The organism is Streptomyces coffeae (assembly GCF_016741875.1).
Classification (GTDB): domain Bacteria; phylum Actinomycetota; class Actinomycetes; order Streptomycetales; family Streptomycetaceae; genus Streptomyces; species Streptomyces coffeae.
On the sequence record NZ_JAERRF010000001.1, the window covers coordinates 490,683 to 516,618 of the forward strand.

Annotated in this window: 23 protein-coding genes; 16 read left to right on the plus strand and 7 right to left on the minus strand. The window is 70.4% G+C overall.

Annotation, left to right across the window (positions count from 1 at the left end; all coding sequences use genetic code 11):
* Positions 1–14 precede the first annotated feature (14 nt).
* A complete protein-coding gene (locus tag JK363_RS02185; protein WP_201870764.1) occupies positions 15–1,154 on the plus strand; it encodes an LCP family protein in 1,140 nt (379 codons plus the stop codon).
* Here the strand turns inward: JK363_RS02185 and JK363_RS02190 are convergent.
* The 4 genes from JK363_RS02190 to JK363_RS02205 all read right to left on the minus strand — a co-directional run bounded on the left by JK363_RS02190 (position 1,144) and on the right by JK363_RS02205 (position 3,766).
* Positions 1,144–1,899: a YwqG family protein gene (locus tag JK363_RS02190; RefSeq protein ID WP_201870765.1), complete on the minus strand. Its 756-nt coding sequence runs from the start codon at positions 1,897–1,899 to the stop codon at positions 1,144–1,146. The genes JK363_RS02185 and JK363_RS02190 overlap by 11 nt on opposite strands.
* Complete coding sequence (locus JK363_RS02195; protein WP_201870766.1) at positions 1,892–2,137, minus strand: DUF397 domain-containing protein; 246 nt, start codon at positions 2,135–2,137, stop codon at positions 1,892–1,894. The genes JK363_RS02190 and JK363_RS02195 overlap by 8 nt, the downstream gene beginning before the upstream one ends.
* Positions 2,134–2,946 (minus strand): helix-turn-helix domain-containing protein, encoded by an 813-nt coding sequence (locus JK363_RS02200; protein WP_201870767.1) that lies wholly within the window; start codon positions 2,944–2,946, stop codon positions 2,134–2,136. Before JK363_RS02200 ends, JK363_RS02195 begins: the two co-directional genes overlap by 4 nt.
* Before the next feature lie 109 nt (positions 2,947–3,055).
* Entirely contained in the window at positions 3,056–3,766 is a 711-nt protein-coding gene (locus JK363_RS02205) for a FadR/GntR family transcriptional regulator (protein WP_201870768.1), read from the minus strand.
* Between the two features lie 133 nt (positions 3,767–3,899).
* Between JK363_RS02205 and JK363_RS02210 the strand changes: the two genes are divergently transcribed.
* The 4 genes from JK363_RS02210 (at position 3,900) to JK363_RS02225 (ending at position 8,442) form a co-directional block, all read left to right on the plus strand.
* Positions 3,900–4,415, plus strand: coding sequence for a gluconokinase (locus JK363_RS02210; RefSeq protein ID WP_201870769.1), 516 nt, complete (start codon positions 3,900–3,902; stop codon positions 4,413–4,415).
* A gap of 32 nt (positions 4,416–4,447) precedes the next feature.
* The gene (locus tag JK363_RS02215; RefSeq protein WP_201870770.1) at positions 4,448–5,845 is read left to right on the plus strand and encodes a GntP family permease; all 1,398 of its coding nucleotides are present in this window, start codon (positions 4,448–4,450) and stop codon (positions 5,843–5,845) included.
* Positions 5,846–6,037: 192 nt separating this feature from the next.
* On the plus strand, positions 6,038–6,919 hold the full coding sequence (locus JK363_RS02220) for a D-alanyl-D-alanine carboxypeptidase family protein (RefSeq protein ID WP_201870771.1): 882 nt from the start codon (positions 6,038–6,040) through the stop codon (positions 6,917–6,919).
* 134 nt (positions 6,920–7,053) lie between these two features.
* Entirely contained in the window at positions 7,054–8,442 is a 1,389-nt protein-coding gene (locus tag JK363_RS02225) for a CoA transferase (protein ID WP_201870772.1), read from the plus strand.
* A gap of 22 nt (positions 8,443–8,464) precedes the next feature.
* Here the strand turns inward: JK363_RS02225 and JK363_RS02230 are convergent, their stop codons facing one another.
* The 3 genes from JK363_RS02230 to JK363_RS02240 form a co-directional block, all read right to left on the minus strand.
* Positions 8,465–9,622, minus strand: coding sequence for an acyltransferase family protein (locus tag JK363_RS02230; protein ID WP_201870773.1), 1,158 nt, complete (start codon positions 9,620–9,622; stop codon positions 8,465–8,467).
* A gap of 108 nt (positions 9,623–9,730) precedes the next feature.
* Positions 9,731–11,143, minus strand: coding sequence for a polysialyltransferase family glycosyltransferase (locus JK363_RS02235; RefSeq protein WP_201870774.1), 1,413 nt, complete (start codon positions 11,141–11,143; stop codon positions 9,731–9,733).
* Complete coding sequence (locus JK363_RS02240) at positions 11,143–12,117, minus strand: glycosyltransferase family 2 protein (RefSeq protein WP_201870775.1); 975 nt, start codon at positions 12,115–12,117, stop codon at positions 11,143–11,145. The genes JK363_RS02235 and JK363_RS02240 overlap by 1 nt, the downstream gene beginning before the upstream one ends.
* A gap of 223 nt (positions 12,118–12,340) precedes the next feature.
* On the opposite strand from JK363_RS02240, the gene JK363_RS02245 reads away from it, so the two are divergent.
* From JK363_RS02245 to JK363_RS02295, 11 genes are all read left to right on the plus strand, one after another.
* Positions 12,341–13,660, plus strand: coding sequence for a DUF6716 putative glycosyltransferase (locus JK363_RS02245; protein ID WP_201870940.1), 1,320 nt, complete (start codon positions 12,341–12,343; stop codon positions 13,658–13,660).
* 41 nt (positions 13,661–13,701) lie between these two features.
* On the plus strand, positions 13,702–14,928 hold the full coding sequence (locus tag JK363_RS42065; RefSeq protein ID WP_201870776.1) for an acylneuraminate cytidylyltransferase: 1,227 nt from the start codon (positions 13,702–13,704) through the stop codon (positions 14,926–14,928).
* Positions 14,928–15,860 carry an N-acetylneuraminate synthase family protein gene (locus tag JK363_RS02255; protein WP_201870777.1) on the plus strand — a complete coding sequence of 311 codons (933 nt, stop codon included), beginning with the start codon at positions 14,928–14,930 and terminating at the stop codon, positions 15,858–15,860. Before JK363_RS42065 ends, JK363_RS02255 begins: the two co-directional genes overlap by 1 nt.
* Positions 15,861–15,997: 137 nt before the next feature.
* A complete protein-coding gene (locus JK363_RS02260) occupies positions 15,998–17,269 on the plus strand; it encodes a hypothetical protein (RefSeq protein WP_201870942.1) in 1,272 nt (423 codons plus the stop codon).
* A 179-nt stretch (positions 17,270–17,448) separates the two neighbouring features.
* Entirely contained in the window at positions 17,449–18,681 is a 1,233-nt protein-coding gene (locus JK363_RS02265; RefSeq protein WP_201870943.1) for an amidohydrolase, read from the plus strand.
* A gap of 153 nt (positions 18,682–18,834) precedes the next feature.
* Positions 18,835–19,869, plus strand: a complete 1,035-nt coding sequence (locus JK363_RS02270) for a BMP family lipoprotein (RefSeq protein ID WP_201870778.1) — start codon at positions 18,835–18,837, stop codon at positions 19,867–19,869.
* Positions 19,870–19,881: 12 nt separating this feature from the next.
* Positions 19,882–21,684: an ABC transporter ATP-binding protein gene (locus JK363_RS02275; RefSeq protein ID WP_236075480.1), complete on the plus strand. Its 1,803-nt coding sequence runs from the start codon at positions 19,882–19,884 to the stop codon at positions 21,682–21,684.
* Entirely contained in the window at positions 21,681–22,805 is a 1,125-nt protein-coding gene (locus JK363_RS02280; protein WP_201870779.1) for an ABC transporter permease, read from the plus strand. The genes JK363_RS02275 and JK363_RS02280 overlap by 4 nt, the downstream gene beginning before the upstream one ends.
* A complete protein-coding gene (locus tag JK363_RS02285) occupies positions 22,802–24,097 on the plus strand; it encodes an ABC transporter permease (RefSeq protein ID WP_201870780.1) in 1,296 nt (431 codons plus the stop codon). The genes JK363_RS02280 and JK363_RS02285 overlap by 4 nt, the downstream gene beginning before the upstream one ends.
* Entirely contained in the window at positions 24,094–24,516 is a 423-nt protein-coding gene (locus JK363_RS02290; protein WP_201870781.1) for a cytidine deaminase, read from the plus strand. Before JK363_RS02285 ends, JK363_RS02290 begins: the two co-directional genes overlap by 4 nt.
* Positions 24,517–24,611: 95 nt before the next feature.
* Positions 24,612–25,889, plus strand: coding sequence for a thymidine phosphorylase (locus JK363_RS02295; RefSeq protein ID WP_201870782.1), 1,278 nt, complete (start codon positions 24,612–24,614; stop codon positions 25,887–25,889).
* Positions 25,890–25,936 lie beyond the last annotated feature (47 nt).

Consider the following 25,936-nt stretch of genomic DNA (forward strand, 5'->3'; position numbering starts at 1 on the left):
GGGCGAGGAGAACCATGTCGAACCACTGGCCGGACGCCTGGACCGACACTGGGCACGCGCCGCACGAGGGCATCGTCCTCCCGTCGCGGCAACAGCGGCCGGTGCCGCTGCGGCGAATACCGCCGGACCCGTACCGGCCGCGCGAGGATGACGACGAGACCGCTGCCCGCCGCCGGTGGCCCCGGCGGCTGTGGCGGACGGTGGCCGTCGTGCTCTCGCTGGCCCTGCTCGGCGGCGGCACCGCCTACGTCTGGGCCACGTCCAAGCTCAACAACGAGGTCGACCTGGGCAGGGTCGAGCACCGTCCCCCGAAGGGCAAGGGCACCAACTACCTCATCGTGGGCTCCGACAGCCGTGACGGCCTCTCCGGCAAGGACAAGAAGGACCTGCACACCGGATCGGCCGAAGGCCGTCGCACCGACTCGATGATGGTGCTGCACACCGGCGCCCACGGCACCACGCTGATGAGCCTGCCGCGCGACTCGTGGGTGACCCTCCCGCCGTACACCTTCCCCATGACCGGCAAGCGCCCGGGGGCGTCGAAGAACAAGCTCAACGCCGCGTTCTCGCTGGGCGGTCCCGAACTGCTGGTGCGGACTGTGGAGCACAACACCGGGCTGCGCATCGACCACTACGCGGAGATCGGCTTCGCGGGATTCGTGAACGTCGTCGACTCGGTGGGCGGGGTCCGGATGTGCCTGCCCAGGCCCATCAAGGACGAGAAGTCGGGCGCCGACCTGAAGAAGGGCTGCCAGACCCTGAACGGCGCCCAGGCATTGGCCTTCGTCCGTCAGCGTCACCAGGAGGCCAAGGGAGACCTCGGCCGTAGCCAGAACCAGCAGAAGTTCCTGTCCGCCCTCGCGAAGAAGGCCGCGGAGCCGGGCCATGTTCTCGTCCCGTGGGAGGTCTTCCCGACCGTGGGGGCGGGCCTGGACACCCTCATCGTGGACAAGGACATGGACCTGCGGACGCTCACGTCCCTGTTCGAGGCGATGCAGGGGGTCGCGGGCGGGAGCGGCAAACAGCTGAACGTCCCCGTGGCGAGCCTCGGCTTCCGGACGCCCAAGGGCAGCGCGGTGAAATGGGACGACAAGCGGGCGAAGAAGCTCTTCGAGCAGTTGAGGAACGACCGGCCAGTGCCTCTTACTGGGTGAAGAAGGACGGCGGGTGGGTGGGGTCGGCCGAGCAGATGAACAGCCCGGCGTGGCTGGCCCGTCCGACCGTCATCCCGGTCGGTTCGCGGTCCTCTTCGCTGTCTGTGTCCTCGTAGGTGTCGAACTGGAGGAACAGCGCGAGTGGTTGCCCGCAGACGCCGCACTCCAGCGATGACGGCATGTCCGTGGTCGCCCAGCCCATGCTGCCGCCCAGCTTCCAGCCGGAGAGAACTGACGTGTCGCGGTAGTGGTCCTCGTCCAACTGCTCCCTGAGGGCGTCGGCCAACTCCTCCACCCAGGGGTACTCCACCGCACGCTCCGGACGCAGCACACACGGCCGCGGCAGCATGTCCTCGTCGTACACCCAGTGCTCTTCGGGGTCGGGCTGGTCGGCGAGGGGCTCGGTGACATCCGAGGCCCGCCGCCACACCAGTTGGCACAACTGTCCCCACCCCTCCGGGTGGGGCTGGTCGTGCCACTCGGGACACCAGAGGAGTTGGACGAGATCCGTTCCGGGCAGGAACGGTGCCTCGGGGAAGTCGGCGGCGGTCAGCTGAGCGATAGCGACCAGGGGGTACGGCCCCTGGGGCTTGCCGTTGACGTCCTTGTGCTCGGCACAGTCGGGCCAGGGCTCATCGGCGGGCCACCACAGGGGCCCGCCGATGTGGCTCTCCCGGATGCCCGGGGTGCCCCGGCGCGGGTGCAGCCGGACGGTGCTCCGGGCGTAGGGGGTGAGGTCAGGCAACGGTCGAGGCGTACGAGACGAAGGCGGTCCAGGTGGCCGGTGCGACGGCGAGTTGGGGACCGTCGGGGTTCTTGGAGTCGCGGATGTGGATGGTGCCACAGGGGTCGGCGGCGACCTCAACGCAGGCGGGGCCGTCGGCTGTGCTGTAGCTGCTCTTCATCCAGGCAACCTCGACGCAATCGGGGCCGTCGGCTGTGCTGTAGCTGCTTTTTATCCACTCAAAGGGCTTGAGGGTCATGTCTCTCCCAGCACTTTCTCGATGAAGGCCAGTGACTCATGGGGCGTGAGCGCCTGCGCCCGGATGATCCCATAGCGCATCTCAAGGATGTGGATCTCCTTGGGAACGGCAACCACGCGGCTGAAGAGCTGGACTTCGGTATGGCCGACCGTCGTGCCGTCACGGAGCTTCAACAGCCGGAACGGACCATCGACTCCTGAGTTCTCCTCACGACACAGCGGCAGGACCTGAAGATCCACGTTCCTCAACTGGCCAATCTCCAACAGGCGTTCGAGCTGTCTCCGCATCACCATTTTACCTCCGATGCGAAGGCGCAGCGTCGACTCGCATTGGACAAAGTTGAAGAGCGGGTGTGCGGACGCGGCATCGAGGATCTCCTGTCGCGCCATGCGGCCAGCTACTCGCTGCTCCACCTCTTCCTCGGTGAACACCGGACGTCGTCCGCGGAACACCGCCCGCGCATACTCCTCGGTCTGCAACAGCCCTTGGATGACCGAGTTGTTGTACGCAGACAGCTCCGCAGCCTCCGCCTCCAACTTCGCCAGGTCCCGGACCTTCTTGGGATACCGCGCCTCCGCGACATCCGTCTTCATCGCGGCGATCTTGCCGCTCGCCCCCAGCACCTCATCCGCCTTGTCGAGGAACTCAACACTGGGGATCCGCCGCGCCCGCTCGACCGCCGAGACCTGTTCCTCGCCGTAGCCGATCGCCGCGCCCAACTCCGCCTGTTTCAGCCCGGCCGCCTCCCGCCAGAGCTTGATCTGACGGCCGACCGCCTTCAATACAGCGGCGCTCTCCTCGTCCTCCATACCGGCCCACCTCCCGAGCTAGCCCCCCGCCCTCATGAGCCTAGGCACGGACGGCCACGCTGAGTGACGAGCGCCAAACAAATCACTCGAACCGGCAGTTCCGTTTCATCTACGGGGCCAGGATGTCCAGTTCGCGCAGCGCGCCCACGGTGATCTCGCGGGTGTACGCCTCCGCCCGCTCCGCGTCCCGCGCCCGGACCGCTTCGGCGACCCGCACATGGAGGGTGACCGCCTCCGGGTCGGGGTCGGTGAACATCACCTGGTGTTCGGTGCGGCCGGTCAGTACCTCGGCGACCACATCGCCGAGCCGGGCGAACATCTCATTGCCGGAGGCGCGCAGGACCACCCGGTGGAAAGCGATGTCGTGCACCAGGTATCCGGCCAGTTGCTGTCCCCGTGAGGTGGCCACCATGCCGAGGGCGTGCTCGGTCAGCTCGGCGCACTGCTCGGGGGTGGCGTGTTCGGCGGCCAGGGCCGCCGCGGCCGGTTCGACCGCCGAGCGCAGCGCGGTCAGCGAGCGGAGCTGGCGGGGGCGGTCGGGACCGGCCAGCCGCCAGCGGATGACCTGGGGATCGAAGACGTCCCAGTCCTCGGCCGGGCGGACCGTCACCCCGACCCGGCGGCGGGACTCCACCAGGTGCATGGATTCCAGGACCCGTACCGCCTCCCGGACGACCGTGCGCGAGACCTCGAACCGCTGCTCCAGCTCATCGGTGCGCAGCACCGTCCCCGGCGGATAGTCACCCGCGGTGATCGCGGGCCCGATGGTCTGTAGCACCCGGGCATGCGGCCCCCGCCCCTTGGGCCCCTGATCGTCCATGGGATCAGCCTACGTGCCACGCCCGGAGCAAATAAGTATGACTTTTGAGTCACGGACTCTTGAATACGTCGTACCTGTGGGGTTGAGTGTGCCGCGGCGCCGAGGTCGACGAAGACAGCGAGGTTTCACCGCAATGCACAGCCCCCCGGTAGTTGTCGTCATGGGAGTGTCCGGAACGGGCAAGACCACGGTCGGGCCGCTGCTGGCCGACCGGCTCGGCGTGCCGTACGCCGAGGCCGACGACTTCCACCCGCCGGCCAACATAGCCAAGATGTCGGCCGGGATCCCGCTGGACGACGAGGACCGCCTGCCCTGGCTCGACGCCATCGGCGCATGGGCCCGGGACCACGCCGACCGCGGTGGTGTGGTCAGCTGCTCCGCGCTCAAGCGGGGCTACCGGGACCGGCTGCGCGCGGCCAACCCCGAGGCCGTCTTCCTCCATCTGACCGGCGATCGCCCGACGGTCGCCGAGCGGATGAAGGCCCGCACGGGCCATTTCTTCTCCGACCGGATGCTCGACTCCCAGCTCGCCACGCTCGAACCGCTCGAGCCGGACGAGAACGGCATGGCCCTGGACATCTCCCCGGAGCCCGAGGCCATCGCCGAGCGGGCCGCCGCCGAACTGCGGCGGCGGGCCGCGCAGAAGTGACACCGCCAGGTACCGCTACGTAAGGAACCGCCGTGACCAGACTCAGCGTTGAGATGCTGGCAGCGGACACCGTCGACCCGATCACGTCGGCAGGTCACGCACAGCTGGGGATCGCCGTACTCCTCGGCATCGCCGTCATCGTTCTGCTCATCACCACGTTCAAGCTGCACGCCTTTCTGTCGCTGACCATCGGTTCGCTGGTGCTGGGCGCCGCCGCGGGGGCGCCGCTGGACAAGGCGATAGCCAGCTTCACGGCCGGGCTCGGGACCACGGTCGCGGGCGTCGGGGTGCTGATCGCGCTGGGCTCCATATTGGGGCGGCTGCTCGCCGACTCGGGCGGTGCCGACGAGATCGTCGACACCATCCTGGCGAAGGCGAGCGGTCGCACCATGCCCTGGGCGATGGCGTTGATCGCGGCACTGATCGGACTGCCGCTGTTCTTCGAGGTCGGCATCGTGCTGCTGATCCCGGTGGTGCTGATGGTCGCCAAGCGCGGCAACTACTCGCTGATACGCATCGGCATCCCGGCCCTCGCGGGCCTGTCCGTGATGCACGGTCTGGTGCCGCCGCACCCCGGCCCGCTGGCCGCGATCGACGCGGTCCACGCCAACTTGGGCGTCACCCTGGCCCTCGGGGTTCTGGTCGCGCTGCCCACCGTGGTCATCGCCGGACCGCTGTTCGCGCGGTACGCGGCCCGCTGGGTGGACGTCACCCCGCCGGAGCGGATGATCCCGCAGCGCCCGTCGGAGGATCTGGAGCGGCGGCCGGGCTTCGCCGCCACCGTGGCCACCGTGCTGCTGCCGGTGGTGCTGATGCTGGGCAAGGCGCTCACCGACATCGTGGTGGACGACCCGGAGAACGGGGTCCAGCGAGCCATGGACGTCATCGGCTCGCCCCTGATCGCGCTGCTGGCGGCGGTGATCGTCGGGATGTTCACGCTCGGCCGGGCCGCGGGCTTCACCCGGGACCGGATCACCTCCACCGTGGAGATCTCGCTCGCTCCCATCGCCGGGATCCTGCTGATCGTCGGCGCGGGCGGCGGTTTCAAGCAGACCCTCATCGACATCGGCGTCGGCCAGATGATCCTGGACTTCTCCAAGGACTGGAACATCTCCGCGCTGCTGCTGGCCTGGCTGATCGCGGTCGCCATCCGGCTGGCGACCGGCTCGGCGACCGTGGCCACCATTTCCGCCGCGGGTCTGGTGGCACCGCTGGCCGCCGATATGTCCACCACCCACACCGCCCTGCTGGTCCTCGCCATCGGCGCCGGTTCGCTGTTCTTCAGCCATGTCAACGACGCGGGGTTCTGGCTGGTGAAGGAGTACTTCGGGATGAGCGTGGGACAGACCGTACGGACCTGGTCGGTGATGGAGACGCTCATCTCGGTGACCGGGCTCGGCTGTGTGCTGCTGCTCTCACTCGTGCTCTGACGCGCTGACGTGCTCTGACGCGCTGACGTGTTCTGAAGCGTTCGAACGCGTGCGGAAGAGTTCGGAGGAGTTCTGGAAAAACATCCGCACGGAGCACATCCATTGGCCCCTGTCGCGCGTCATCAAGGGGAGCGGCATTGTTATGCCGCCGTACGGCAGGGGCATTTTGGAGAAAATATCTTGAGAACCGGCATGAAGAGCGTACGTCGCGTCTCCGCGGCGGTCGTCACCGCGGGTGCCGTGCTGGCGGCGGGGGCGTTCTCCGCCACCGCGCAGGCCGCCGCGGTCGCCACGCCCTCGATCGCCGCCAAGGGCGGCTATGTGATGAACAACAGCACGGGGAAGAGCCTCTACACCAAGGCGGCCGACACCCGTCGTTCCACCGGCTCCACCACCAAGATCATGACGGCGCGGGTGGTGCTCGCGCAGCCGAACCTGAACCTTGACGCCAAGGTGACGGTCCAGAAGGCGTACAGCGACTACATCGTCGACAACAACTACGCCTCCTCGGCGCGGCTGATCGTCGGTGACAAGGTCACCGTCCGTCAGCTGCTGTACGGGCTGATGCTGCCGTCCGGCTGCGACGCGGCGTATGCGCTGGCGGACAAGTTCGGCAGTGGCTCCACGCGGTCCGCCCGGGTGAAGTCGTTCATCGGCAAGATGAACACCACCGCCAGGAACCTGGGCATGACCAACACCCACTTCGACTCGTTCGACGGCATCGGGCACGGGGCGAACTACTCCACCCCGCGCGATCTGACGAAGCTCGCCAGCAACGCGATGAAGTACTCGACGTTCCGGTCGGTCGTGAAGACCAAGTCGACCAAGCAGAAGGTGACCACGAAGAGCGGTGGCTACCGCTACATGTCGTGGAGCAACACCAACAACCTGCTCAGCAGCTACTCGGGCACGATCGGCGTGAAGACCGGCTCCGGCCCCGAGGCCAAGTACTGCCTGGTCTTCGCCGCCACCCGGAACGGCAAGACGGTCATCGGCACGGTGCTCGCCTCCACCTCGGTGGACGCCCGCACCTCCGACGCCAAGAAGCTGATGGACTACGGCTTCAAGAAGTAGTCCCTCCGCGCACGGGCAAGGGCCCGCTCGCCGACCGCACCGGTCGGCGAGCGGGCCCTTCGCCTTGGTCACACTCGTTCTTTGTCACACGCGGCCGCCGCATATCCGCGATCTCGCCGGCGCAGAATCAGCCCATGGGAAACGGGCAGACCGACACCACGACCGCGGACGCCTGGGCCGCCCTCGGCGGAACGCCGGATCTGGCTGCCACGGTGACCTACGCGCCGTCGGCCGGGGCGCTGCCCGCCCGGCTGCCGGTGCGGGAGCTGGCACGCGCCACCGTGGGGGTGTGCTCGCTGGCCGCCGCCGAACTGGACGCCCGGCGCTCCGGCCGGCCGGTGGAGTCACTCGCGGAGATCCGGGTGGCCGAGGCCGCGGTGGCCACGGCCTTCGTCAGCGAGCGGCACGTGCGGATCAACGGACGGCAGCCGGTGTCGTTCGCCCCGCTGTCCGGGTTCTGGCACGCGGCCGACGGCTGGGTCCGCACCCACGCCAACTATCCGCACCACCGCGCCCGGCTGCTGGCCGCCCTCGGTATCCCCGCACGCGGTACGCCGGATCAGCTGGTGGAGCGGCTGCGTACGGAGCTGGCGGCCCGCCCGGCGCGCGAGACGCAGGAGACGGCGTACGCGGCGGGCGCCCTGGCCGTGGCCATGGCGGAGCCCGGCGCCAGCCCTGTGCCGCTGGACGGACTTCCGCTGATCGAGTCCCGGCCGGGGCCGGACGCCGGACCGCGTCCGCTGCCCGCGGCGGCGCTGCCCGCCGAGGGCGTCCGGGTGCTCGATCTGAGCCGGGTCATCGCCGGGCCGGTGGCCACCCGCACCCTCGCCGTCCTGGGCGCCGACGTCCTGCGCGTGGACACCCCGCGGCTGCCCGAGGACCCGGACGCGCATGCCGACACCGGGTTCGGCAAACGGTCCACCCGGCTGGACCTCGGCGACCCGCGGGACCGGCGGACCTTCGATGAACTCCTCGCCCGCGCCGATGTGGTGGTCAGCGGCTACCGCCCCGGAGCGCTGGACCGCTTCGGACTCGATCCGGACACCCTGGCCGAGCGCCACCCCGGGCTGATCACCGCCCAGCTGTGCGCCTGGGGCTGGTCCGGGCCGTGGACCGGCCGCCGCGGCTTCGACAGCCTGGTCCAGGCCGGTACCGGGATCGCCGCGCTGGAGGCCGGACCGGACGGCCGCCCCGGGGTGCTGCCCGCGCAGGCGCTGGACCACGGCACCGGCTATCTGATCGCCGCGGCGGTGCTGCGGGCGCTGACCGGACGCCAGGACAGCGGCGCCGGGCGGCGCTTGCGCCTCTCGCTCGCGGGCACCGCGTCCTGGCTGATGCACGGGGTCACCCCGGTTCCGGAGAGCGGGCCCGGCCATGACCCGGCGCCGTGGCTGGCGGAGACGGACTCCGCGTACGGCCCGCTGCGGTACGCCCGCTCACCGCTCGCCCGGCCCGGCGGCGGTGGCTTCACCTGGAGCTGTCCGCCGGGCCGTTGGGGTGCCGACGCAGCGCGCTGGCGCTGAGGCCCCGCACCGCGGCCGGCGGTTACGGCATCCGGACCGCGGACAGCGACCGCTTGAGCACCGGGGTCAGCCGCTGCTCCACGAAGCGGTACAGCAGCCAGGCCAGGGCCAGCATCAGCGCCACGGTCAGCAGGAGGGTGGCATACGAGGGGAGGCCCAGCTTGCGGTGCAGCACCCCGACCACCACCCAGCCCAGATGCTCATGGACCAGATAGAACGGGTAGGTCAGCGCCCCGGCCACGGTCAGCCAGCGCCAGTTCGCCCAGTGCAGCTTGCCGAGGGCGATCAGCGCCACCGCCACATAGCCGAAGGCCACGACGGCGATGATGCCCGTGGACGAGCGGTAGGAGAAGGCGTCCACATGCGCCGGGTGCCAGAGCCCGGCGATCGCGTAGTGCTGGCCGATCAGAAAGCTGATCGCGACGATGCCCCAGGCCACGGCGTCATGGCCGTAGCGGTGGAGCAGATAGAGGCCGATGCCGCCGATGAAGTACGAGGCGTACTCGGGCATCAGCACCACATCCAGCAGCGGCAGGTTCGCCGCCTCGGCGACGGCCGCGCCCAGGGTCCAGACGGCGCAGAACAGCACCACACGGCGGCGGTTGGCGCCCGGGAGGACGACGAACAGCGCGAAGAGCGCGTAGAAGCGCAGCTCCGCCCAGAGCGTCCAGCACACGCCCAGCACCCGGTCCACCCCGAGCGGCTGTTGCAGCATCGTCAGATTGACGAGCGCGTCGCTGGGCGAGACCGCCTCGTAGGCGACCCAGGGGAGCGCGAACACGGCGGTCACCAGGATGATCGCGGCCCAGTAGGCGGGGAAGAGCCGGGAGACGCGGGAGGCGAAGAACGCGCGCAGCGGCCGCCCCCATCCGCTCATACAGATGACGAAGCCGCTGATGACGAAGAAGATCTGGACGCCGAGGCAGCCGTAGGCGAAGAAGGACGAGGCGGTGGGGAACTGCTCACGGGGCGAGGTGCCCCACGCCTGGCCGATCTCACCGGTACGGCCGCCGTAGTGGTACGCGGCGACCATGAGCGCGGCGAGCAGCCGCAGTCCGTCCAGGGCGCGCAGTCGCGGCGGATGGGCGGTGCGCGCGGGGCGCGGCCCCGGTCCGGCCGGGGCCGCGGGGGAGGGTGCGAGGGATACGGGGCCCGCGCCGGGGGCGGTGGTCGCGGTCATGCGTCCGCCCCCGGACGCGGGCGTCGTATGGAGGGCGCTCGGTCATCGGCCGTCACGCCGTCACTCCTTCATGGTGGTCGCGCGGGGGTGTCCGGTGGGATATCCGGCTCATCCGGTGGCCGTCCGCTTCAGTGCGGACCGCTTCAGAGCGCGGGCCCGGCGGGCGACCCGGCGCACCGCCTCGTTGCGCGGGATGAAGGCCAGTTGGGACGGGACCGCGCCGGGCAGGGCGAGCGCGGTGAGCCTGCGGCGCTTGAAGTAGCGCCAGGTGTGGGAGTCCAGATGGGCCGACAGATAGCGCTCGGCGGCCGGGCGCAGTCCGGGGTAGATCTTGGCCTGCATGCAGAAGCCGACCGCGGAGACCAGTCCGGTCAGCCGCCGTCCGGCGCGCTCGTCGACCGGTTGGCCGCCGGCGGCCACCGCGCGGTGGTCCTCCAGGTCGGGCAGCAGCGCGTCCACGATGGTCACCGGCATCCGGTTGCTGTTCTGGTACGGCGACAGCCGCTCCAGCAGCACCTCGGTACCGATCCGGGCGACGGGGAGTCCGTAGAAGACGCTCGCGGTGAGCAGCGCGGTGGAGAAGCAGCCGACCACCAGGGCCGGGCGCATCCGCTGGTACAGCACCTCGGCCAGCACCGGGGTGTCCAGCACGGTCAGCTCCGCGCCCAGCTCCGCCGCCTTCTTCTCCAGCAGCCGCGACCAGCGGGCCGGGGCGGTGGGGTGCGGTTTGAAGACGACCGTGCGGTGGCCGAGGGCCACCGCGCCGCGCAGCATCCGCACATGGAGCTCTTCCTCCTCCTGCGGAGTGAGGATGTCCAGCGCGGACAGATACTGGCCGAGCATCAGCGCCGGTCCGGCACCGGTGGCGATCTGCTCACTCGCGGAGGCCACACCGCGCGGGGCGGCTTCGGAGACCTCGGCGAGCACCTTGGTGAACACCTCGGTCGGCAGGATCTCCGGCTCCACACCGAACTCGGTGAGCAGCAGCGGCCGCAGCCCCGGCACCAGGTCCAGATGGAGCAGCCGCCGGATCCGGGTGCCGATCAGCGGATCCAGCTTGTTGCGGGTCGGGCCGTAGCTCATCAGGCCGTCGGCGTAGACGTCGATGGGCGCGCCCTGGAAGACATTGGCGACCGCCATCGCCGGGTTGACCTGGATGGACTCCAGGACCAGTTCGATGTCGTCGTCGCCGAGGTTCCACAGCAGCCGCAGATGGCGCTCCCACAGGGGGGCGTCGTCGGAGCGCGGGGACCAGCCGCCGGGGTGGAACGGGCTGATCGTCTCGTTCCAGGACAGCACCCGGTCGAAGCGGCCGCGCAGCCGCTCGAAGCCGGGCATGTCATCCACGGCCGGGGTGGTCTCCGGGGTCGCCGCGTTGTTGCTGATGAGCAGCAGCCGGCGGTCGGCCGGTTCGATGCTCTGCGCGTCGATGGCGGCCGCGAGGGTCGCCGCCCCGTAGAGGGTCGAGGCGAGGAAGATCTGGGTGCGCTTACGGGCGGCGCGGGGGGTGTAGCCGGACATCAGGCCGCCACCTCCGGCGCCGGGCGGCGCTTGACTCGCCGCAGCCGTGCGGCGCGCTCGTAGTCCATGGAATCCAGCGCGTCCTTCAGTACGTCCTGGGGCATGCGTTTCATCGCGGCCGCCGACAGGGAACGGAGTTTCCTGGCCACTTGGGGTTCGAATCTTTCGATGTTTCCGAGGTGATGGGAAATGATTGCGCAATAGGTGCGGACGGCCTTCGGCAGCAGGGTGTCGGCATCCCGGTCCCGGGCCGTTTCCTCGATGACCTGATCGAATGCGCGAATGAAGTCCAGCTGGCGCACATCGCCGATCTGCGTGAGTGACGAGGAAACCCCGCGGCGGTAGAACACTCCGTGCAGTCCGAGCACGGCGAACGTGCGCGCCTCACGGTGCAGCCGCCAGATCCAGGGCCGGTCCTCGGCGGTGCGCAGCCCGTCGGTGAAGTGCAGCAGCCCCTGGTCCAGCAGCCGCCGGTGGTACATGCCCGCCCAGGCGTAGGGATAGTCGACGGAGGTGGAGCGGTCGGCGGGCAGGATCGCGTCCCGCGGGTCCATCACCACCCCGCGCAGGCCGTGCGGCGCCCGGGCGATCGAGCGCGCGCGGGCGGTGCACTGGACATGGTCGGTGCGGACGAAGTCACACCCCAAGTCCTCCATGGCGGCGAGGAGTTGGGCGTAGTACCCGGGAGCCAGCCAGTCGTCGCCGTCGAGGAACGTCAGGTACTCGCCGCGGGCCGCGTCCAGCCCCGTATTGCGCGCGGTGGCGAGCCCGCCGTTCTTCTCGTGCCGTACGTAGACGGCCCCCGGCAGCTCGCGCTCGGCGCGCTCCAGGATCTCCGGCGTCCCGTCGGTGGCACAGTCGTCGACGAGAATGAATTCGAAGTCCTCGCGCGCGTTCGCACGCAGGCTTCTGAGCGTGTCAGGGGCATAGGTCTGCACGTTGTAGAACGGCACGATGACGGAGAGCTTAACCACGCGGGTGACGCTAGGTCGCCGTCTGGCATTCGTCTTGACCAGAGCAGTACCTCAAGGTGAACGAAGAACGTCGGAACGGTTAACCCGCTCTTCCCGCCAGCCGATTCGCCAATCGTCGACGCGCTGTTAACCCTTTGTTGCTCCGGCGTTGGGCCGTGAATCGAAATCGCTTCCTAGCGTCTTCGGCGTGTCCTCACCTATCCCTACATCCCCGCGAGTGGCCGTGCTCGCCGACTCCGACACCCGGTGGAAATGGGGCGCGCTCACCGCACAGCGCCTCGTCCCGGATGACTCGGAGGCGGGCCGCCGCCTGGACGGTTTTCTGCTGCGCGGCCGCGCGACGCCGACCGTCCGGCAGCTCGCCGAGGTGGGGGTGCGCGCCGACGCGCTGCGCGAGGTGACCGGCACCGAATTCGTCCGCGCGATGGACCGTGAACACTACGACGTGATCGTGCTCTCCCTGGTCGGGGGTGCCGTCCAGGCCATGGTGCACGGTCTGGCCCACGCCTGGCGCGGCGCCGCCCGCCGCCCCGTGGTCGTCACCGGCTATGTCGGCGTGGTCTACGAGAAGCTGGCCGACGGTCTGCTGCTGCGCCACGGCGCCGATGTCGTGCTCGCCAACTCCCGCCATGACGCGGAGCGGTTCCGCGAGGTCTACCGGGGCGTGGGCGCCTCGGCGGACAGCGTCGTGGAGTGCGCGCTGCCGTTCCTCGGCGGCGCCCGCTACGACGAGAAGGCCCGGCTCGGCCGTGCCCACCCCGGCGGCACCGTGGTCTTCGCCGTCCAGCCGTCCGTGCCCGACAACCGCGCCGACCGCACCTATCTGCTGCGCCGCGCGGTGGAGCACGCCCGCCGCCACCCCGACCGCGAGGTGGTGGTCAAGCTGCGCAGCAAGCCCGGCGAGCACACCACCCATATCGAGGAGCTTCCCTACCAGAAGCTGATCGACCGGCTCGGCGACGGCGTCCCCGCCAACTTCCGTCTGGCGTACGGGAACATGGGCGAGGTCCTGGACACTGCCGACCTGCTGGTCACGGTCAGCTCCACGGCCGCGCTGGAGTCCCTGCACCGGGGTGTGCCCACCGCCGTCCTCACCGATCTGGGGATCCGCGAGGCGCTGGGCAACCACCACTTCCTCGGCTCCGGCTGCCTGGCCTCCTGGGACCAGCTGGACGCCGGACACCGGCCCGAGCCCGACCCCGCGTGGCTGGCCCGTCAGGGCGTCGCCGCCGACGGGCCGTACGAGACCTGGTTCGACGCCGCCCGGGACCGGGTCGCCGAACTGGCCGCCGCGGACACCCTGCCGCCGCTCGACCCCTACTACACCCGCGCCACCGCCCCCGGCTATCTGCCCGGACGGCTCGCCCGCTACGGCTTCGAGCCGGACGGACGGCCCCGCCCCGGTGCCACCCCCGAGGACGAGGCCCGGGTCGGGGGTCTGCGCCGGGTGGTGCGCCACACGATGCGCGAGGCGGCCCGCGGCGCCTACCGCCACGGCGTACAGCGTGTGGCCCCCGTCATCCGTCGGATGGGGGAGCTGTGACCACCGCTGTGACCACCTCGATCAGCACTGAAGGAGCCGCGATGCCCACCTCCGCCGACCGGCGAGTACTCGCCGTGATCCCCGCCCGCGGCGGGTCCAAGGGCGTCCCCGCCAAGAACCTCGCCGCCGTGGGAGGCGTGCCGCTGGTGGCGCGCGCCGTCCGGGAGTGCCGGGCCAGCCGCCTGGTGACGGACGTGGTCGTCTCCACCGACGACTCCGGGATCGCCGCCGCGGCCCGCGGCGCGGGCGCCGAGGTCGTCCAGCGTCCCCCGGCCATCGCGGGCGACACCGCCACCAGCGAGGCCGCGGTGATCCACGCCATGGACGCCTACGAGGCGCTCGGCGGTGGTCCGGTGGACGTGGTGTTGCTGGTGCAGTGCACCAGCCCGTTCCTGGTGCGCGAGGACATCGACGGGGTCGCCGCGGCGGTGGTGGAGAAGGGCGCCGACAGCGCCCTGACGGTCGCCCCCTTCCACGGCTTCGTCTGGCGCGAGGGCGAGCAGGAAAGTGACGTGACCGCCCCGATCCCTGCCGCCGCGGGCGGCTCGGGCGTGAACCACGACAAGGCGTACCGGCCGCGCCGTCAGGACCGCCCCCAGGACTTCCTGGAGACCGGCGCCGCCTACGCGATGGACGCGCGCGGCTTCCGCGAGGCCGGACACCGCTTCTTCGGCCGCACCGAGCTGGTGCGCACCGACGCCGCCCGGGTGCTGGAGGTCGACGACCCGCACGACCTGGCCCGCGCCCGCGCCCTGGCCCCGCTGCTGGACGCGGACCGGCCGGGCTCCCTCCCCACCCGCGAGGACATCGACGCGGTGGTACTCGACTTCGACGGCACCCAGACCGACGACAGGGTGCTGATCGACTCCGAAGGACGCGAACTCGTCGCCGTGCACCGCGGCGACGGGCTCGGGATCGCCGCCCTGCGCCGAGCGGAGCTGGCGCTGCTGATCCTGTCCACGGAAAAGAACCCGGTCGTCGCCGCACGGGCCCGCAAACTCCAGGTCCCCGTGCTCCACGGCATCGACCGAAAAGATCTCGCACTGAAGCAGTGGTGCGAGGAGCAGGGCATCGCGCCGGAGCGCGTGCTCTACGTCGGCAACGACGTCAACGACCTCCCGTGCTTCGGCCTTGTCGGCTGGCCCGTGGCGGTCGCAGGTGCGCACGACGTCGTGCGCGGCGCCGCACGTGCGGTCACCTCCACCCCCGGTGGTGACGGCGCGATCCGCGAGATCGCCTCGTGGATTCTCGGAAAGGAACTGTCTTAGTGAGCTCCATCTCTCGCCTCCGCACCCTCGGTGACAAGACCGCCGGGCCCGGCCAGCCGGTTTACGTCACCGGTGAGATCGGCATCAACCACAACGGCGACCTGGAGAACGCGTTCAAGCTGATCGACGTGGCCGCCGACGCGGGCTGCGACGCGGTCAAGTTCCAGAAGCGAACCCCGGAGATCTGCACCCCGCGCGACCAGTGGGACATCGAGCGCGACACCCCCTGGGGCCGGATGACCTACATCGACTACCGCCACCGCGTGGAGTTCGGTGAGGACGAGTACCGCGCCATCGACGAGCACTGCAAGAAGCGCGGTATCGACTGGTTCGCCTCCCCGTGGGACACCGAGGCCGTCGCCTTCCTGGAGAAGTTCGACGTCCCGGCCCACAAGGTGGCCTCCGCCTCGCTGACCGACGACGAGCTGCTGCGCGCCCTGCGCGCGACCGGCCGCACGATCATCCTGTCGACGGGCATGTCCACCCCCAAGCAGATCCGCCACGCGGTCGAGGTGCTGGGCAGCGACAACATCCTGCTCTGCCACGCCACTTCCACCTACCCGGCCAAGGCCGAGGAGCTCAACCTGCGCGTGATCAACACGCTCCAGGGCGAGTACCCCAACGTGCCGATCGGCTACTCCGGCCACGAGACCGGTCTCCAGACCACCCTGGCCGCCGTCGCGCTCGGCGCGACCTTCATCGAGCGCCACATCACCCTGGACCGCGCCATGTGGGGCTCGGACCAGGCCGCCTCGGTGGAGCCGCAGGGCCTCCAGCGCCTCGTCCGTGACATCCGCGTGGTCGAGGAGTCGCTGGGCGACGGCATCAAGAAGGTCTACGAGAGCGAGCTCGGCCCGATGAAGAAGCTGCGCCGGGTCCCGGGCGTCATCGCCGAGGGCGAGGCCGCCGAGCGCGAGCCCGTCGCGGTCTGAGGCACCTCGACGTGAACCCACCGGCCGGTGAGACCGGCCCGCGCCCGGAGACGGCGGGCGGCCCCGAGCACTCGGGGGCCGCTCGCCGGTTCCGGGCCCTGCCCTTGGACGGTGCGATGCCCTCCGTGGACGGTGCGATGCCCGCCGCCCCCTCCTCCCCCCTGAGCACCCTCGCCTTCGTGGAGAGCCCGGTCCAGCTGCTGAACGTGCTGGAGTGGGCGTACGCGGACGCGCTGCGCGGTACGGCACCGGCCACGTCCGGTGGTTCCGACAGCTCCGGTGGTTCCGATGCGTCCGCCGCGGCGCCGGACCGGCTGCCACCGCTGGGCGACGCGCTGGACCTCACCGTGGTGGTGCTCTCCCCGCACGATCCGATGACCCGTGGCCAGCTGCGCCGGATGGCCGAGCTCGCCCGGGACGAGAGCATCACGGTGCGCTGGGAGAACGCGCGCGGCGGGGCGGGCGCCCCGCTGAAGACCATCGGCGGACTGCGCGGACCGCTGCGCCGCGCCGGGCGGATCGTCATCGGCGATCCCTTCTCGCGCTACGTCCAGCTGCTGCTGACCCTCACCCGCGCCCGCGACCTGGTCGTGGTGGACGACGGCACGGCCACCATGGAGTTCATCTCCCAGCTCGCCAACGGGGAGCGGCTGGAGCGCTGGCACCGCCGCGGCAGCAGCCGAGGGGCGCGCGACATGGTCTTCGCGCCGGTGTCCGCCACCGCACGCCGTCGGCTCACCCCGGGCAACAAGCGCCGGGTCGAGGTCTTCAGCTCCATGCCGGTCGAGCCGCCCGCGGGGGTGACCGTCATCGCCAACGACTTCGCCTGGACCCGCTCCCGCTTCGGCCCGCCCCGACTCACCCGCGGCACCGATCTGGTGGGCACCTCCCTGGTGGAGACCGGGGTGGTGGACCTCGAGCGCTATCTGGAGGCGGTCGCCGCCCTGGCCCGTACCCACGGCGCCACCCGCTACTTCGCCCACCGCCGGGAGAGCACCGAGAAGCTGCACCGGGTCTCGTCCGAGGTGGGGCTGGAGATCGTACGGCCGGATCTGCCGCTGGAGCTGATAGCGCGCCGGGGCCCCATCGGCCACACCATCGTGAGCTTTCCCTCGACCGTGGTGCACACCCTGCCGCTGGCGCTGGTGGGCACCGGGGTGCAGGTCGCCGTCTGCGATGTGGACCCGGCCTGGCTGACGAGCGACGCCTCACCGCGCGCCCAGGGGTTCCTGTCGGGTGTCACCGGCACCGCCCGGGACGTCCAGCGGCTGAGCCCGGCGCCGTCGGTCACGGTGCCGCAGCCCTCGCCCCCGGCGCCCGGCCCTTCGTCGGCTCCGGCACCGCAGACGCCGCCCGCGTCCTCCCCGGGGAGACCCGCGGCCCCCGGGACCGCGATGGCAGCTTCCTGACAGCGTCGCTCGGACGGCCGTGTGGCCCTTCTCACGACAAAGCAGGCTGTTATACCCCCTGACTAGGGAGATCATGCACCGGGAGGGGTACTTTTCCCTCCCCGATCCGGTTGAAGTTTTGTTGATCGACATTCGGGCGACCCGGTTGCCGTTCTACGCTTCTTCAGGTGAAGCAATTGATGTCCCTCGATGAGACCGATGCCACACCCTCCGCCGACGCGGCACTGCCCGGTGCGGTGCCCGATGCGCTCCGCACCGAACTGATCTCCTTCCGGCGGGACTTGCATATGCACCCGGAGCTCGGCAACTGCGAGTTCCGCACCACCGCCGCGATCAAGGCGCGGCTGGAGAAGGCGGGTCTCGCCCCGCGAGTGCTCCCCTCCGGCACCGGTCTCATCTGTGACATCGGCCCGCGCGACAGCCTGTCGACGGCGCTGCCGCTGCTGGCGCTGCGCGCCGACATCGACGGACTGCCCATCCCGGACACCAAGACCGTCCCCTACCGCTCGACCTTCGCCGACCGCGCCCACGCCTGCGGCCACGATGTGCACACCACCGTGGTGCTCGGCGCCGGTCTGGTCCTGGCCGAGCTGGCCCGTGAGGGACGGCTGCACCGCCCGGTGCGGCTGCTGTTCCAGCCCGCCGAGGAGGTGCTGCCCGGCGGCGCGGCCGACGCGATCGAGGCGGGTGTGCTGGACGGCGTCGGCCGGATCCTGGCCCTGCACTGCGACCCCAAGGTCGAGGTCGGCCGGATCGGGCTGCGCACCGGGCCGATCACCTCGGCCTGCGACCGGCTGGAGATCTCCCTCGACGGACCGGGCGGCCACACCGCGCGTCCGCATCTGACCACCGACCTGGTGACCGCCGCCGCCAAGGTGATCACCGAGGTGCCCGCGCTGCTGGCGCGCCGGGTCGACGCCCGCTCCGGGCTCGCGCTGACCTGGGGGCGGGTGGAATCCGGCCACGCCTGCAACGTCATCCCGCAGCACGCCGAGCTGTCCGGCACCGTCCGCTGCCTGGACCTGCCCGCCTGGCGCGAGGCTCCGGACCTGGTGCACGCCGCGGTCGACGAGATCGCCACCCTGCACCGCGCCAAGTCGGAGATCAACTACATCCGCGGGGTGCCGCCGGTGGTCAACGAGGCGAGCTCCACCCAGCTGCTGCGCGACGCGATGGTGGCCCGCCGCGGCTCCACCGCGGTCGAGGGCACCGAACAGAGCCTCGGCGGCGAGGACTTCTCCTGGTACCTGGAGCGGGTGCCGGGCGCCATGGCCCGGCTGGGCGTCCGCCGGCCCGGCGACAGCACCCGGCGCGATCTGCACTGCGGCGACTTCGATGTGGACGAGGGTGCCATCGGCGTCGGCGTGGAGCTGTTCACCGCCGCCGCGTTGCTCGACCGAAACCTTCTGTAGATCCCTCCGAGACCCCTTCGCGACCCCTCGGTCAAGGCACGTTCGCGACGATCCGATAACGGCTTCCGAGGGGGGCTTTATCTGACATCTACGCGCGTTACGATGCCGCGGAGCCAGCGCCAAAGGAGGCGCTTCGAGTCAGAGGGGACCCTCGTGCGCCGGGTATCCAAGATAGTTGCCGCGGGCATCGCCACCGCGGCCCTCGCATTCTCCGCCACCGCCTGTGGCAGCAGTTCGACGGAAGGAAAGAAGGACAAGGGCGTCGGCCTGGCCTATGACGTGGGCGGCCGCGGCGACCACTCCTTCAACGACTCCGCCGCCAAGGGCTTCGACAAGGCCAAGAAGGACTTCAAGATCGGTGGCACCGAGCTGACGGCGAAGGACGGCGACACCGACGCCGACCGCTACGACAAGCTGGCCAGCCTCGCCGAGGAGGGCTACAACCCGGTCGTCGGCGTCGGCTACGCGTGGACCCCCTCGCTCACCAAGGCCGCCAAGAAGTACAAGGACACCGACTTCGCGATCGTCGACTCGGTCGTCGACCTCAAGAACGTCGCCAGCCTGGTCTCCGCCGAGCACGAGGGCTCCTACCTCGCCGGTGTGGCCGCGGGCCTGAAGACCAAGTCCAACAAGGTCGGCTTCATCGGCGGCACCGACAGCGCACTGATCAAGAAGTTCGCGGGCGGCTTCCAGCAGGGCCTGAAGGACACCAACCCCAAGGCGTCGCTGGACGTCCAGTGGGTCCAGGTCGGTTCCGCCAAGGGCTTCGGCATGCCCGACCGCGGCAAGGACATCGCCGAGGGCATGCTCTCCAACAAGGTTGACGTGATCTACTCGGCGGCCGGCGGCTCCGGCGCGGGCGCCATCGAGGCCACCGCCAAGAAGAAGGGCACCTGGTCGATAGGTGTCGACGGCGACCAGTACTACGACAAGGGCCTGGCCCAGTACAAGCACACGATCATGACCTCCATGATCAAGACCGTGGACAACTCGGTCTACGACTTCATCAAGAGCGTGGCCAAGGACAAGAAGCCCGAGAGCGGCGTCCAGACCTACGACCTGAAGCGTGGCGGCGTCTCCCTCTCGTACTCCGGCGGATTCATCAACGACATCAAGCCGAAGATCGAGGAAGCCAAGAAGAAGATCATCGACGGCAAGATCAAGGTGGCGGACACCTACAAGGATTGATCACCGTCCGCCATGGACCCGGGGGACCCGCCGTCCGCCCGGGTCCATGGCACATCCCCGTCGCTTCCGACGCAGGCGCGCTCCCGGCGCGCTCCGGCCAGTTCTACCGCTCACGCCCCTCAGGAGTGCGCCATCAAAGCCGCCAGCCCACCCAAGGGCGCCCCCGCCGGCGACGTCCATGACATCGCCGTAGAACTCCACGGAATCACCAAGCGGTTCCCCGGAGTCGTCGCCAACCACGACATCGACATCACCGTGCGCCGCGGTACCGTCCACGCCCTCGTCGGCGAGAACGGCGCGGGCAAGTCGACCCTGATGAAGATCCTCTACGGGATGCAGCGCCCGGACGAGGGCACCATCGCGCTCGACGGCGCCACGGTCGAACTGCACTCCCCGGCGGACGCGATATCCCGCGGCGTGGGCATGGTGCACCAGCACTTCATGCTGGCCGACAACTTCACCGTGCTGGAGAACGTCGTCCTCGGCGCGGAGAAGCTGCACGGCATCGGCGCCAAGGCGCGCGCCAGGATCAAGGAGATCTCCGACGCCTACGGCCTGGGGGTCCGCCCCGACGTCCTCGTGGAGGACCTCGGCGTCGCCGACCGCCAGCGGGTGGAGATCCTCAAGGTCCTCTACCGCGGCGCTCGTACGCTGATCCTCGACGAGCCGACCGCGGTCCTCGTGCCGCAGGAGGTCGACGCGCTCTTCGACAACCTCCGCGAGCTCAAGTCCGAGGGCCTCACCGTCCTCTTCATCTCCCACAAGCTGGGTGAAGTCCTCTCCGTGGCCGATGACATCACCGTCATCCGGCGCGGCACCACGGTGGCCTCCGTCGTCCCCTCCCAGACCAGCCCCCGCCAGCTCGCCGAGCTGATGGTCGGCAGTGAACTGCCCTCTCCGGAGACCCGCGAGTCCACCGTCACCGACCAGAAGATGCTGACCGTCGACGGACTGCGGCTGACCGCCACCGATGTGGACGGGGTGCAGCGCGCGGTGCTCGACGGCATCGACCTCACCATCCACAAGGGCGAAGTCCTGGGCATCGCCGGTGTGGAGGGCAACGGCCAGGCCGAACTGGTCGAGGCCATCATGGGTATCCGCGACCCCGACGCGGGCGTCATCACCCTCGACGGCGCCGACATCTCGCACGCCCCCACCCGCAAACGGCGGGAGGACGGCATCGGCTACATCCCCGAGGACCGCCACCGGCACGCCCTGCTGCTGGAGGCCCCGCTGTGGGAGAACCGCATCCTCGGCCATGTCACCGAGGCGCCCAACAGCAAGGGCGGGCTGCTCAATCCGGGTGCCGCGCGCCGTGACACGGAGCGGATCGTCACCGAGTACGACGTGCGCACCCCCGGTATCGAGGTCACCGCGGCCTCCCTCTCCGGCGGCAACCAGCAGAAGCTGATCATCGGCCGGGAGATGAGCCACCACCCCAAGCTGCTGATCGCCGCGCACCCCACCCGCGGTGTGGACGTCGGCGCGCAGGCGCAGATCTGGGACCAGATCCGCGCCGCCCGGCGCGAGGGCCTGGCCGTGCTGCTGATCTCGGCCGACCTGGACGAGCTGATCGGCCTGTCCGACAGCCTGCGGGTGATGTACCGCGGCCGGCTGGTCGCCGACGCCGACCCCTGCACGATCACCCCGGAGGAGCTGGGCTCGGCCATGACCGGCGCGGCGTCCGGCCATCTGGAGGGCACGGCCGACGCCGACGCCCCGGCCGACGCCGACACCGACGCTCCGGCCGACACCGACGCCCCGGCGACCGCCGAACCGGCCGACGAGGCCCCGGCTGGGGGAGAGGACCGATGAAGAAGTTCGACAAGGAGCGGGTGCTCCTCGCGATCGCGGCCCCGCTGCTGGCGATCGTCAGCGCGTTCCTGCTGACCGCGGTGGTGCTGGCGGCGACCGGCAAGGCGCCGTTCGACGCCTTCGGCGTGATGTTCGACTACGGGGTGAAGGCCGACAGCCAGGTCTACATCCTCAACAAGGCCACGACGTACTACCTGGCGGGTCTCGCGGTGGCCATCGGCTTCCGGATGAACCTGTTCAACATCGGTGTCGACGGCCAGTACCGGCTGGGCGCCTTCTTCGGCGCCGCCGCCGGTGGCGCGATGGGGCTGCCGGGTCTGGTGCAGATCCCGCTGATCATCCTGGTCGCCATGCTCGTCGGCGCGATGTGGGCGTCCATCGCCGGTCTGCTCAAGGTCTACCGCGGCGTCAGCGAGGTGATCAGCACCATCATGCTGAACTCCCTCGCGGGCATCCTGATCAGCTATCTGCTGGTGGACGGCCGACTGGGCGTACTGGACAAGCAGACCAACATCGTGGCCACCGAGCCGCTGCCGGAGTCCAGCCACTTCTTCACCATCCCGGCCGGTGGTGACCTGGACCCGATCTGGGGCTTCATCGTCGTCGCCGTCCTCGCCGGGGTCGGCTTCTGGTTCATGCTGGGCCGCACCCGGTTCGGCTTCGACCTGCGCGCGGTGGGCCGCTCCGAGTCCGCCGCCGAGGCCAGCGGTGTCAACGTCAAGCGCATGGTCCTCACCAGCATGCTGCTCTCCGGCGCGATGGCCGGCCTGATCGGCATGCCCACCGTGCTGAACGACACCCACCAGTTCACCGCCGACTTCCCCGTGGGCGTGGGCTTCACCGGTATCGCCATCGCCCTGCTCGGCCGCAACAACCCGGTCGGCATCGGACTGGCCGCCCTGCTGTGGGGCTTCCTGGAGCGCGGTGCCAACCGGCTGGAGTTCGAGGGCTACGACAAGGAGATCGTCGGCGTGATGCAGGGCGTGATCGTCCTGTGCGTCGTCATCGCATACGAACTGGTGCGCCGCTACGGCCTCAAGCGCCAGCAGCAGAAGGTCGGTGCGGAGCTCGCCGCCCAGGCCAAGGCCGCCAAGAGTGACAAGCAGGAGGTGCCGGCATGAGTGCCACGGTGACCACCACCAAGAGCACGACCACGCCGGGCAAGACCGCGGGGTCCGCCTCCCGGATGTCCCTGGCCAAGGTGCTGCTGATCGTCGCCGGGGCACTGGTCGCCCTGTCGGTGCTGCGGACCTTCGTCGACGCCGCCCAGCAGGCGGACTTCGACCGCGTCACCTCCGCCGGTCAGATCGGCGCCGCGCTCGGCCTGGCCGTGCCGATCGGGCTCGCGGGCCTCGGCGGCCTGTGGGCCGAGCGTGCCGGTGTGGTCAACATCGGCCTCGAGGGCATGATGATCCTCGGCACCTTCTTCGGTGCCTGGGCCGGGTATCAGACCAACCCCTGGGTGGGTGTGCTCGCGGGCGTCCTCGGCGGCGCCGTCGGCGGACTGGTCCATGCCATCGCCACCGTCACCTTCGGGGTCGACCACATCATCTCCGGTGTGGCGATCAACATCCTCGCGCTGGGCGCCACCACCTATCTGGCCAAGCGCTGGTTCGAGCCGCTGAGCGACATCGGCGGTTCGCCCAAGCAGTCCCCGCAGGTCGACGACCTCCCGACATTCACCGTGCCGGGTCTGTCCGACTGGCTGTCCACTCTGGAGAACCACCACTGGTTCGTGGTCTCGGACATCGCCGGCATCCTCGGCGGGCTGGTCACCGAGATCTCGGCGCTGACCATCCTGGCGGTGCTGCTGGTCATCGGGAGCTTCTTCGTCCTGTGGAAGACCTCGTTCGGACTGCGGCTGCGGTCCTGCGGTGAGAACCCGACGGCGGCCGAGTCCCTCGGCGTCAACGTCTACCTGTACAAGTACGCGGCCGTGGTCACCTCCGGTGCCCTGGCCGGACTCGGCGGTGTCTTCCTCGCCCTGGTCCGCTCGCACATCTACAACGAGGGCCAGACCGGCGGCCGCGGCTACATCGGCCTCGCCGCGATGCTCTTCGGCAACTGGCGGCCCGGCGGGCTGGCGATGGGCGCGGGCCTGTTCGGCTACTCCGACGCCCTCCAGCTGCGCAACGGCGGTGCCACCGTGCACGCGCTGCTCCTGCTGGTGGCACTCGGCCTCGCTCTGCTGGCGGGCTGGCGGCTGTTCCGCAAGAGTTATCTCGGAGGCGCGGTGGCCGGTGCGGGTGCCGTTCTGCTGATCGTCTGGTACCTGCTGTCGGACACCGTCTCCAACGACCTGGTCGCCGGTACCCCGTACGTCGTCACCCTGCTGGTGATGGGAATGGCCTCACAACGGCTGCGGATGCCCAAGGCCAACAACAAGCCCTACCGGAAGGGACAGGGCACATGAGCACATCCGCTGCGGCGGCTCCCGACTGGGAGTCGCTGCGCGCGGCGGCCCGGGACGCGATGTCCCGGGCCTACGCCCCGTACTCCCGCTTCCCGGTGGGCGCCGCGGCGCTCGTCGACGACGGCCGCACGGTCACCGGGTGCAATGTGGAGAACGCGGCGTACGGCGTCGCTCTGTGCGCCGAATGCGGCCTGGTCTCGGCGCTCTTCGCCTCCGGCGGCGGTCGGCTGACCGCCTTCACCTGCTGCGACGCCGAGGGCGCGGTGCTGATGCCCTGCGGCCGCTGCCGTCAGCTGCTGTGGGAGCACGGCGGCCCCGGCCTCCAGATCGACACGGCCTCCGGTATCCGCCCGCTCGCCGAGCTGCTGCCGGACGCCTTCGGCCCCGCCGACCTCGGACGCTCCGGCGCCCGAGGCTAGGGTGCGGCCCGGCCGCCACCGGGCCGTACTCCCTCCTTCCCGGGCGCCCCGACATCCGGCGCCCGCACCACGCGAGAAAGGGCCCGCACCCCACCATGGACGCCATCTCCGTCATCCGAGCCAAGCGCGACGGCGGCCGCCTCAGCGACGGCCAGATCGACTGGATCATCGACGCCTACACCCGCGGTGAGGTCGACCCCGAGCAGATGTCCGCGCTCGCGATGGCGATCTTCCTCAACGGGATGGACCGGGCGGAGATCGCCCGCTGGACCGCCGCCATGATCGCGTCCGGCGAGCGGATGGACTTCTCCTCCCTCCCGCGCCCCACCGCCGACAAGCACTCCACCGGTGGCGTCGGCGACAAGATCACCCTGCCGCTGGCGCCCCTGGTGGCCGCCTGCGGCGCCGCCGTACCGCAGCTCTCCGGCCGCGGCCTCGGCCACACCGGCGGCACCCTGGACAAGCTGGAGTCCATCCCCGGCTGGCGGGCGCTGCTGTCCAACGACGAGATGATGGACGTGCTGCGCGAGGTCGGCTCGGTCATCTGCGCGGCGGGCGACGGTCTGGCCCCCGCCGACAAGAAGCTCTACGCGCTGCGCGATGTGACCGGGACGGTCGAGTCCATTCCGCTCATCGCCTCATCGATCATGTCCAAGAAGATCGCCGAGGGCACCGGCTCGCTGGTGCTGGATGTGAAGGTCGGCTCCGGCGCCTTCATGAAGGACATCGACGCCGCCCGGGAGCTGGCCACCACCATGGTGGGCCTGGGCACCGACCACGGTGTGCGCACCGTCGCCCTGCTCACCGACATGTCCACCCCGCTCGGCCGCACCGCGGGCAACGCCCTGGAGGTGCGCGAGTCCGTCGAGGTGCTGGCGGGCGGCGGCCCCGCCGATGTTGTCGAGCTCACCCTCGCCCTGGCCCGGGAGATGCTCGACGCGGCGGGTCTGCCGGACGCCGACCCGGCCAAGGCCCTCGCGGACGGCTCCGCGATGGACCACTGGCGGCGCATGATCGCCGCCCAGGGCGGTGACCCGGACGCGGAGCTCCCGGTCGCCCGTGAGCGGCAGGTGGTTCCGGCCGCCGCCGACGGGGTGCTCACCCGCCTCGACGCCTACGCGGTGGGTGTCGCCGCCTGGCGGCTGGGCGCGGGCCGCGCCCGCAAGGAGGACCCGGTGCAGGCGGGCGCCGGTATCGAGATCCACGCCAAGCCGGGTGAGCGCGTCACCGCCGGTCAGCCGCTGCTGACCCTGCACACCGACACCCCGGAAAAGTTCGACTACGCCCTTCAGGCCCTGGACGGCGCGGTGGACTACGCCCCGGCGGACACGGAGTTCAGCGCCTCGCCGATCGTGCTGGAGCGCATCGCGTAACGCGCGGTGTGCCACGGGAAGGGCCGGACGGGAAGCTTCCCGTCCGG

Excerpts from the sequence above, each read along its gene's own strand:
- JK363_RS02195 (WP_201870766.1), bottom strand. The coding sequence starts at position 2,137 with ATGACCCTCAAGCCCTTTGAGTGGATAAAAAGCAGCTACAGCACAGCC.
- JK363_RS02285 (WP_201870780.1), top strand. The coding sequence starts at position 22,802 with ATGAGTGCCACGGTGACCACCACCAAGAGCACGACCACGCCGGGCAAG.
- JK363_RS02225 (WP_201870772.1), top strand. The coding sequence starts at position 7,054 with ATGGGAAACGGGCAGACCGACACCACGACCGCGGACGCCTGGGCCGCC.
- JK363_RS02185 (WP_201870764.1), top strand. The coding sequence starts at position 15 with ATGTCGAACCACTGGCCGGACGCCTGGACCGACACTGGGCACGCGCCG.
- JK363_RS02230 (WP_201870773.1), bottom strand. The coding sequence starts at position 9,622 with ATGACCGCGACCACCGCCCCCGGCGCGGGCCCCGTATCCCTCGCACCC.
- JK363_RS02210 (WP_201870769.1), top strand. The coding sequence starts at position 3,900 with ATGCACAGCCCCCCGGTAGTTGTCGTCATGGGAGTGTCCGGAACGGGC.
- JK363_RS02220 (WP_201870771.1), top strand. The coding sequence starts at position 6,038 with ATGAAGAGCGTACGTCGCGTCTCCGCGGCGGTCGTCACCGCGGGTGCC.
- JK363_RS02260 (WP_201870942.1), top strand. The coding sequence starts at position 15,998 with ATGCCCGCCGCCCCCTCCTCCCCCCTGAGCACCCTCGCCTTCGTGGAG.
- JK363_RS02205 (WP_201870768.1), bottom strand. The coding sequence starts at position 3,766 with ATGGACGATCAGGGGCCCAAGGGGCGGGGGCCGCATGCCCGGGTGCTA.
- JK363_RS02295 (WP_201870782.1), top strand. The coding sequence starts at position 24,612 with ATGGACGCCATCTCCGTCATCCGAGCCAAGCGCGACGGCGGCCGCCTC.
- JK363_RS02290 (WP_201870781.1), top strand. The coding sequence starts at position 24,094 with ATGAGCACATCCGCTGCGGCGGCTCCCGACTGGGAGTCGCTGCGCGCG.
- JK363_RS02200 (WP_201870767.1), bottom strand. The coding sequence starts at position 2,946 with ATGGAGGACGAGGAGAGCGCCGCTGTATTGAAGGCGGTCGGCCGTCAG.
- JK363_RS02280 (WP_201870779.1), top strand. The coding sequence starts at position 21,681 with ATGAAGAAGTTCGACAAGGAGCGGGTGCTCCTCGCGATCGCGGCCCCG.
- JK363_RS02265 (WP_201870943.1), top strand. The coding sequence starts at position 17,449 with ATGTCCCTCGATGAGACCGATGCCACACCCTCCGCCGACGCGGCACTG.
- JK363_RS02275 (WP_236075480.1), top strand. The coding sequence starts at position 19,882 with ATGGACCCGGGGGACCCGCCGTCCGCCCGGGTCCATGGCACATCCCCG.
- JK363_RS02235 (WP_201870774.1), bottom strand. The coding sequence starts at position 11,143 with ATGTCCGGCTACACCCCCCGCGCCGCCCGTAAGCGCACCCAGATCTTC.
- JK363_RS42065 (WP_201870776.1), top strand. The coding sequence starts at position 13,702 with ATGCCCACCTCCGCCGACCGGCGAGTACTCGCCGTGATCCCCGCCCGC.